The 8,418-nt window shown below is 66.1% G+C and carries 8 protein-coding genes and 1 tRNA gene; 5 read left to right on the top strand and 4 right to left on the bottom strand.

Features of this window, described 5'->3' with window-relative positions:
- Positions 1–85: 85 nt before the first annotated feature.
- Positions 86–159: transfer RNA gene (locus ACZY08_RS27135), tRNA-Ile, on the bottom strand.
- 93 nt (positions 160–252) lie between these two features.
- Here ACZY08_RS27135 and ACZY08_RS27130 point away from each other — a divergent pair.
- Together ACZY08_RS27130 and ACZY08_RS27125 are read left to right on the top strand one after the other, a co-directional pair.
- Positions 253–633 (top strand): phage holin family protein, encoded by a 381-nt coding sequence (locus ACZY08_RS27130; RefSeq protein WP_463747701.1) that lies wholly within the window; start codon positions 253–255, stop codon positions 631–633.
- Positions 634–650: 17 nt separating this feature from the next.
- On the top strand, positions 651–1,682 hold the full coding sequence (locus ACZY08_RS27125; RefSeq protein ID WP_463747700.1) for a threonine aldolase family protein: 1,032 nt from the start codon (positions 651–653) through the stop codon (positions 1,680–1,682).
- A 65-nt stretch (positions 1,683–1,747) separates the two neighbouring features.
- On the opposite strand, the gene ACZY08_RS27120 is transcribed toward ACZY08_RS27125, so the two are convergent.
- Together ACZY08_RS27120 and ACZY08_RS27115 are read right to left on the bottom strand one after the other, a co-directional pair.
- On the bottom strand, positions 1,748–2,590 hold the full coding sequence (locus tag ACZY08_RS27120; protein ID WP_463747699.1) for a carboxymuconolactone decarboxylase family protein: 843 nt from the start codon (positions 2,588–2,590) through the stop codon (positions 1,748–1,750).
- Between the two features lie 7 nt (positions 2,591–2,597).
- Complete coding sequence (locus ACZY08_RS27115) at positions 2,598–3,503, bottom strand: Lrp/AsnC family transcriptional regulator (RefSeq protein WP_463747698.1); 906 nt, start codon at positions 3,501–3,503, stop codon at positions 2,598–2,600.
- Positions 3,504–3,720: 217 nt separating this feature from the next.
- Here ACZY08_RS27115 and speB point away from each other — a divergent pair, with 217 nt between their 5' ends.
- Genes speB through ACZY08_RS27100 form a run of 3 tightly spaced genes read left to right on the top strand, consistent with a single transcriptional unit; the run spans position 3,721 to position 7,764 of the window.
- The gene (speB, locus tag ACZY08_RS27110; protein ID WP_463747697.1) at positions 3,721–4,680 is read left to right on the top strand and encodes an agmatinase; all 960 of its coding nucleotides are present in this window, start codon (positions 3,721–3,723) and stop codon (positions 4,678–4,680) included.
- Positions 4,673–6,277: a thiamine pyrophosphate-binding protein gene (locus ACZY08_RS27105; protein WP_463747696.1), complete on the top strand. Its 1,605-nt coding sequence runs from the start codon at positions 4,673–4,675 to the stop codon at positions 6,275–6,277. The genes speB and ACZY08_RS27105 overlap by 8 nt, the downstream gene beginning before the upstream one ends.
- Positions 6,278–6,291: 14 nt before the next feature.
- Complete coding sequence (locus ACZY08_RS27100) at positions 6,292–7,764, top strand: sodium:solute symporter family protein (RefSeq protein WP_463747695.1); 1,473 nt, start codon at positions 6,292–6,294, stop codon at positions 7,762–7,764.
- Here the strand turns inward: ACZY08_RS27100 and ACZY08_RS27095 are convergent.
- Complete coding sequence (locus ACZY08_RS27095) at positions 7,721–8,413, bottom strand: YwaF family protein (protein WP_463747694.1); 693 nt, start codon at positions 8,411–8,413, stop codon at positions 7,721–7,723. The genes ACZY08_RS27100 and ACZY08_RS27095 overlap by 44 nt on opposite strands.
- Positions 8,414–8,418: the final 5 nt, after the last annotated feature.

The raw sequence follows: 8,418 nt of genomic DNA, 5'->3' as shown, positions 1-8,418 counted from the left end.
AGGTGTAAAGCATCAGCCGAAACACTGTCAGCCATCACCCGACATTGAAATGTCAGCCATCACCCGACGTCATACAAGTGTTGAGTGGGGCGGGCGGGGCTCGAACCCGCGACCTAGGGATTATGAGTCCCCAGCTCTGACCAACTGAGCTACCGCCCCGAGCGCATCTGCGCGGCAATATGGTCGCACACGCCGGGTGCACAGATGCCAATGAGGGGCCGCAGGTGGGCGGGCCGTGGTTACGCTCACCGCATGATCCGCTTTCTGCTGCGCATAGCGATCTTCCTCGGTTCCTCGGCCATCGGCTTATTGGTTGCCGCCTGGCTGGTCCCCGGCGTCTCGGTGTCGGCGTGGGGCTTCATCACCGCGGTGGTGATCTTCGCCCTCGCACAGTCGATCCTGTCGCCGTTCTTCCTCAAGATGGCCAGCCGCTACGCCTCGGCATTCCTGGGCGGTATCGGGCTGATCTCCACCTTGGTCGCGCTGGTTCTGGCCTCGGCGCTCACCCATGGCCTCAGCATCCGCGGAATCGGGTCCTGGATCGCCGCCACCGTGGTGGTCTGGCTGGTCACGGCCGCGGCCACGGTGGTGTTGCCGGCGCTGTTCCTCAAGAAGAAGGTCGCCTCGAAGTAGCAGTCCGCGGTGGGATCATGGCGGGCGTGCCTTCTCATGCGTTCGCCTCGGACAATGCCGCACCTGCACACCCGAACGTGATCGATGCGATCGTCGCGGCCAACAATGGCGCCGTCGCGTCGTACGGCAACGATCCCACCACACAACGCGCAGCCCAAGCCGTCAAGGCCGCGTTCGACTCCCCCGACGCCGAGGTTCTGTTCGCACTCACCGGCACGGCGGCCAATATCATCGCGCTGGCGTCGGCCGTGCGGCCGTGGCAGGAGATCCTGTGCAGCGACATCGCACACTCGCTGGTCGACGAGGCAGGTGGGCCGGTCCGGCTGTCGGGCGCTCCTGTGACAAAGCTGCCCAGCGACAACGGTCTGATCGACCCGTCAGTGCTCGACATCGCGGTGGCCCGCCGCGGCCCGGTGCACCATTCGCAGCCACGGGTCGTCACCATCACTCAGTCCACCGAGAACGGCCGCGTCTGGAGTCCGCCCGCCATCAAGGACTTCATCGACCATGCCCACGATCTCGACCTGCTCGTGCACGTTGACGGCTCCCGCATCGCCAATGCCATTGCAGCCCTGGATATCTCTGCGTCGGAGGCCATCGCCGACGCGGACATCGTCACCGTGGGCGGCACCAAGAACGGCATGCTGATGGGCGACGTGATCCTGGTGCGCCGTCCCGAGTTGTTCGACGGAATTCACTTCGTGCAGAAGCAGATCGGCCACCTGGCCAGCAAGCAACGCTTCATCGCGGCGCAGTTCGAGGCGATCTTGCGCGATGAGCTGTGGCTGCAGACAGCTGCCCACGCCAATCTGATGGCCGCCCGCCTCAGCAAGGGCTTGCACGCGCTCGGCCTGCCACTGGCCGCGCCCACGGAAGCCAACGAGATATTCGTCGACCTCGAACCCGCTGCCTACGCCGCGGTCTCGGCGGGCTACTCCGTCCACCGTCCCGATCCGCACCGGCCCACCGTCCGGTTCGTGTGTTCGTGGGCCACCACCGAAGCCGAAGTCGATGACGTTCTGCGCCTCGTGTCGTCGATTTCTACCTGAGGGTGGTGGTTTCCGAGGGGCGCCAACCCGCAGGTGGAAATCGGCGCAGGGCACGCCCGCGAATCTCAGCTGTAGATGGGCTGGCCGTCGGCCCCCAGCCGGTACTCCTCGGTGCCCTCGTCGACGCGGGCACCGTCGGCCCCGAGCGCGACTGCCACCTTGTTGCACGCGTTACGCATGACGTCGAGGGTCAGTTCGACCGCCTCATCCTGCGAAAAGTGTTGGCGTAGTTCGTCACCTGACACCTGGGCCGGAGTCCAGATCAGCGCGTCGACGTACCGCAGCGCGGCTTTGTGCCGTTCCGAAAGGTTCGAGTTCTCGAAGTCGTCGATGCCGTCGTAGTCCGACTCGGTAGCACCGGCCTCCAGTGCCCCGGCTTCCCGCAGCGACTTGCACAACCGGCAGTTGTGCTGACGGGCCCCACGCAGCCGCACGATCTCGGAGGTCACCGGGTCCAGCTCACGCATCCGCCCCACCGCGGGAATGAAGGTGTCGAGCACATAGTCGGCTGCGTTTGTTTCGTGGTCCCAGACGACGGGCTCGGCCGGCCAGTCCACACCCAGGGCGGACAACCCGGCGCGCATCCGCGGCACGAAGTCGGCCACATAGATCAGCGTCGTCACGGTGAACACATCGGGCCCGAGCAGGTCGGAGAACGCGGCCCGCTGGGCGGCGGTGATACCGGTGACGTCGATGCTGAACTGCTCGGCGAACTCGGTGACCATGGGATCGACGGCGCCGCCGCGGCTCTCCGCCGGCAGAGGCGGCAGCCCCAGCGTCGACGCACACACCTCACGCACGTCGGCATTGATATCGGCCAACTTTGGTGGAGACAGCGCAACCAGGTGCGTCAACTCGCTGAGCAGATCGGCAGACACACCGGCAGTATCCACCACCGCGTCCGGCATCGTGCGGTTACCCGGCCCCTGATTGAAAGATGTCCAGACCCGAGGCGTAGCTCTCCTTGATCACGTCCAGATGTACCCAGCTGTCGACCACTCCGACGCCGGGCAACGCGCGAACCGCATCGAGGATTTCGACCAGTTGCGCCGCCGAGAACGCCCGCACCGTGGCCAACAGGTCGAAGTGACCGAGGGTGCGCGCCACGAAGATCACCGACCGCATCCCCAGCAGCGCCGACACCACCTCACCGCCCGCCCCGGTCAGCCGGATGCCGAGACCCAGCGCACTCTGGCGATCCTGCCCGGAATGGCGGACCACTGCGCCGACGCGCACCACCTGAGATTCGACCAACCGCACCACGCGCCGTCGCGCTCCCGCAGGCGAAAGTCCCACCGTCTCGGCAAGATCCACATAGGACGCCCGCCCGTCATCCTGCAAGGCCCGTAGCAGCGCCAGATCCAGATCATCGACGTCGACGCTGACATCCCCGACCGGGCCGACGACGTCGCGCAGCACCTCGACATAGGTGAGCGTGTCGACCCCGACGACACCCTCCATCGCACGCAACTCGGCGACCACGCCGTCGATGTCGCGGATCGACCCGACCCGCACCTCCGCGATCAGCCCGTGCGCACCGCTGGTCAGCGATAGGAACGCGATGTCGGCGCGCTGCGCCAGGCTTGTCGCGATCCGGGTGACCGGTCCGTCGACCATCACGCTCACATGAGCCAGGGCGCCACGGCCGAGCACCGCGGGGTGTACGACGCCGCGAATCACCACTTGCCCGGCGTCGATCAGACGTTGCGTCCGCGCAGCCGCTGCCGATCGCGACAGCCCGACCCGCTGCGCGATGTCACGGTGAGTCAACCGCCCATCGCCCTCCAGCAGGCTGATGATCGCCTCGTCGACCTCGTCCACTCGACACCGCCCGAAATTCAGCCGAAAAATTTTCCTCGCAAATCTACCGGCACAAAGATCATCATCGGCACGATTCTCCGCGTCTTCTGATCGAAATGATATTCGGCACCGTCACATCAATATCTCCGTGCCGCATCTGATGATCGAATCGATTGCATGTCCTGAGCTGCGGGTTTACCGTAACGCACATCACATTGACCGCAGAGGAAGTGACAGCATGTCCACCCCGATCGGCCCCGTCGACGCATCCAAGATCCCGCGCTTCGCCGGCCCGGCCACCTTCGCCCGCCTGCCCCGACTCGACCAGGTCACCAATGCATCCCAGAAGGCAGAAGTGGTCGTTGTCGGTATTCCTTTCGACTCCGGTGTGTCCTACCGTCCCGGTGCCCGGTTCGGTCCCACCCACGTGCGCGAGTCCTCTCGTCTGCTGCGGCCGTACAACCCCGCCATGGACGTGTCCCCGTTCGAGCTCATCCAGGTCGCCGATGCCGGCGATATCGCGGTCAACCCCTTCAACATCCACGAGGCGATCGAGACCATCGAAGGCGCCGCCCGCGACCTCACTTCCGACGGCACCAAACTGGTGACCATCGGCGGCGACCACACCATTGCGCTGCCCCTGCTGCGCGCCGCGGCCGCCAAGCACGGCCCCGTCGCACTGGTGCACTTCGACGCTCACCTCGACACCTGGGACACCTACTTCGGTGCCGAGTACACCCACGGCACGCCCTTCCGCCGCGCCGTCGAGGAGGGCATTCTCGACACCGAGGCGCTGTCGCACGTCGGTACGCGGGGGCCGCTGTACGGCAAGAAGGACCTCGAGGACGACCGCCGATTCGGCTTCGGCATCGTCACCTCCTCCGACGTGTATTACCAAGGCGTACGCGAGGTCGTCGACAAGCTTCGCCAGCGCCTCGGGAACCGGCCCGTCTACGTGTCGATCGACATCGACGTGCTCGACCCGGCTCACGCGCCCGGCACCGGAACGCCCGAGGCCGGCGGCATGACCAGCCGCGAGCTGCTGGAGATCCTGCGCGGGTTCCGCGGCCTGAACCTGGTGGGCGCCGACGTGGTCGAGGTGGCTCCCGCCTACGACCATGCCGAGATCACCGGTGTCGCCGCGTCGCACGTCGCCTACGATCTGGTGTCTCTGCTGGCCTTGGGCCCTGATGCGTAACGGCGGCGACCTTGTCGTCGAAACCCTTACCGCGCTGGGTGTCTCGCATGTGTTCGGCATCCCGGGCCAGAACGCGCTAGGCCTGTTCGACGCCATCCGGCGCAGTGACCTGACGTTCGTCAGCTCAAGGGTGGAGAACAACTCCGCGTTCGGCGCCGACGGCTACAGCCGCGTGACCGGCGAGGTCGGCGTGCTGTTCCTGTCAACCGGGCCGGGCGCGCTGACCGCACTCGGCGCGCTGCAGGAGGCCTACGCCACCGGGGTGCCGGTGCTGGTGATCGCCAGTCAGGTGCCGCGATCCGGCATGGGACTGCGCCGGGGGATGCTGCACCAGCTCGACGATCAGAAAGCCAGTGCGGTCAACGTCACCAAAAGTGTTGCCACCGTGCGGCAGGCCGCCGAAATTCCCAGCCTGATCGCCGACGCCTACGCACTCGCACGCTCGGCGGCGGCGGGGCCGACGTGGGTGGAGATTCCGCAGGACGTGCTGCTGGAGCCGACGACGGTACCGCCGGTGACCGCGCTCGGGGCGACGCCGACGCAACGCGCCCCGCGTGGCGAGCTGGTGCGGGAGGCCGCGACCCTGCTGAATTCCGCGCGTCGACCGGTCATCTTGGCCGGCGGGGGCGTGCGCAGGTCGGCCGGCGGACCGGAGACGTTGCTGGCATTGGCTGAAAAGCTGGGCGCCCCGGTGGTTTCCACGGTCGGCGGCAAGGGCGCCATCTCCTTCGACCACCCGCTGTCGGCGGCATCCTGGATCGAGGACCGCTACACCACCGAGTTGTTGGAAGATGCCGATGTGTTGGTTGCGGTCGGCACCGCGATGGGCGAGGTCACCAGCAACTACTTCACGTTCTCGCCGCACGGACAGATCATCCATATCGATGCCGAGGCGCGCGTGCTCGAGGCCAACCACCCCGCACTCGCCATCCACGCCGACGCCACACAGGCGATGCGTGCCCTGGCCGAGCACGTCGAATCTCGCGACAACGCCTTCGGCGTCACGCAGGCCGCCGCATTGCGAAGCGCTGTGCAGGACAGGCTTTCCGGGCAGGACGTGGCCACCGAGCTGCGACTGATGGCTGATCTACGGGGCGCGGTCCCGTCGAGCACCCACACTTTCTGGGACATGACGATTGCCGGGTACTGGGCCTGGTCGGTGTGGGATCCACAAGACGGTGCCTTCCATTCCGCCCAGGGTGCAGGTGGTTTGGGTTTCGCGTTTCCCGCCGCTCTGGCCGCCGCCATCAGCACCGGACAACGGACGTTCGCGGTGTCCGGTGACGGCGGGGGTATGTACTCGATCGCCGAATTGGCCACCGCCCGCCAGCACGACGCTAACGTCACCTGGCTGATCGTCGACGACGGCGGCTACGGGATCCTCCGTGAGTACATGACGGCCGAGTTCGGCACCGCGACCGCCACCGAACTGGCCAGGCCCGACTTCGCCAGGCTCGCAGCCAGTTTCGGGATTCCCGCGTACACCGCCACACCCGACGACGTCGGAGACATGGTGGCCGCCACGTTCGACACCGACGGCCCGGCCGTTGTCGTCCTGCCCGCAGTGCTCAAGATGTTCGCTCCCACTCACCTCTGACCGAAGGAACCATCGTGGGTAAACCAGTCGATATCGCGATCGTCGTCGTCTATCTCGTGGCAATGCTCGCCTTCGGATTCTGGGGCAAGTCCCGCACCAAGGACTCCGCCGACTTCCTGGTCGCGGGCCGACGCCTCGGGCCCGCGTTGTACACCGGCACCATGGCGGCCGTCGTCCTCGGCGGCGCGTCGACCGTCGGCGGCGTCGGCCTGGGCTACAAATGGGGAGTTTCGGGTATGTGGCTGGTGGTGGCGATCGCCGTCGGCCTACTGGCACTGAGTCTTTTGTTCGCCGGACCTATTCAGCGCCTCCGGGTCTACACGGTCGCGCAGATGCTGAGCCTGCGCTACGGGGTCGACGCGACGTCCGCCTCCGGGCTGGTGATGGCGGCCTACACCCTCATGCTGTCGGTCACCTCCACCATCGCCTACGCGACCGTGTTCAACGTCCTGTTCGGCACGGGCCGAACGCTTTCGGTGGTCATTGGCGGCGCGGTCGTCATGCTGTACTCGTCGATCGGTGGCATGTGGTCGATCACCCTGACCGACATGGTGCAGTTCGTGCTCAAGACCATCGGCGTGTTCTTCCTGCTGCTGCCGTTCACCTGGCACCGGGCCGGCGGATTCGACGGCATCCGCGACCGCGCCGGTGACACTGTCTTCAACCTCACCGCAATCGGAACCGACACCATCATCACGTTCTTCGTGGTCTACAGCTTCGGAATGCTGATCGGACAGGACATCTGGCAGCGGGTCTTCACCGCCCGCTCACCGCAGGTAGCGCGGTGGGGTGGAACCACGGCCGCCGTCTACTGCGTATTCTACGGGATCGCAGGGGCATTGATCGGCCTGGCGGCATCGACCTTCATGCCTGATATCAAGGCCAAGGATGACGTGTATGCCCAGATCGCGGAAGCGATTCTGCCCGTGGGTATCAGCGGTATCGTGCTCGCCGCGGCCGTCGCCGCGATGATGTCCACCGCCTCGGGCGCACTGATCGCCACCGCCACGGTGGCCCGCACCGACATCAAGCCGCTGCTGCTGCGCATGCTCGGCCGCAAGCCCGAGCAAGCCGAAAACCCAGAGGTGGACGTGCATTCCGACCGCCGCTATGTCGCGGTGCTCGGCGTCATCGTGATCATCATCGCCGCGTTGCTCAACGACGTGGTCGGCGCCCTGACCATCGCCTACGACATCCTGGTCGGCGGATTGCTGGTGCCGATCATCGGCGGGTTCCTGTGGAAGCGCGCCACCGGCGCGGGCGCGTTGGCGGCAATGGCGGTCGGCACGATCGTCACGCTGGGAACCATGGCAGTCGTCGGCGATGTGCTGGCGAACGAGCCCATCTACTACGGCCTGGTGTCCAGCCTGATCACGTACGTCGTCGTGAGCCTGGCGACTCCGCGTACCTCCGCGCGGGTGTTGCAGGCGTGGGACGAGCGCCTCAGTGGCCACGAACCCGTCGACGTTCCCATGGCCACGTCATGAGCGCCCACACGACTGCCACCAAGGAACTTGCCACCAGCACGTAGACCGGCCACGGACCCATCAGATCGAGCAACGACGCAGTGGAAGGTTTGGCGTTGAGGAATCCGTAGTTGGTGCCGGCAATACCGTTGAACGCCATGGTGACCACGGCCCACACTGCGGTCACCAGCACCACCAATCGATAGTCACGCCACCGCGGACGCATCCCGCGCCCCCAGGTCAAATAGATTGCCGCCCAGACCACGAGCAGGTGGATGGACCAGAACGCCAGGAATTCGTAGTGCGGGAAGTCTGGGCTCTTGAGCACCGGTGAGATGAGGGCCTGGATGCTCAGCACGAGGCCCCAGTAGTAGGTGAGCACAAATGCCCAGTGCCGCTGCGACCACAGCGCGTAAGCCCCGACGACGGTCGCCAAGTCGGTCAACCGCAACGGCACCGACCGGTCGATCGACGGCGGGATGAGCGTGTAGGCGAGCATCGCGACGTAGATCGCTGCTGTCAGCGCGCCGAGGATACGGCCGAATATCCTTGATTGGTGGCCGCTCTGGCGCCGCCCGAGCCAGACCACCAGCACCGCGCCGGAGACAAACACGGCGATGGCGGCCCAGTGCGACGGGCCGTACACCGTGAACTGCCGCTGGGACAACACCGTTA

It is taken from the genome of Mycobacterium sp. IDUB_9 (genome assembly GCF_055419505.1).
This window is presented reverse-complemented; position numbering and strand designations above follow the sequence as displayed.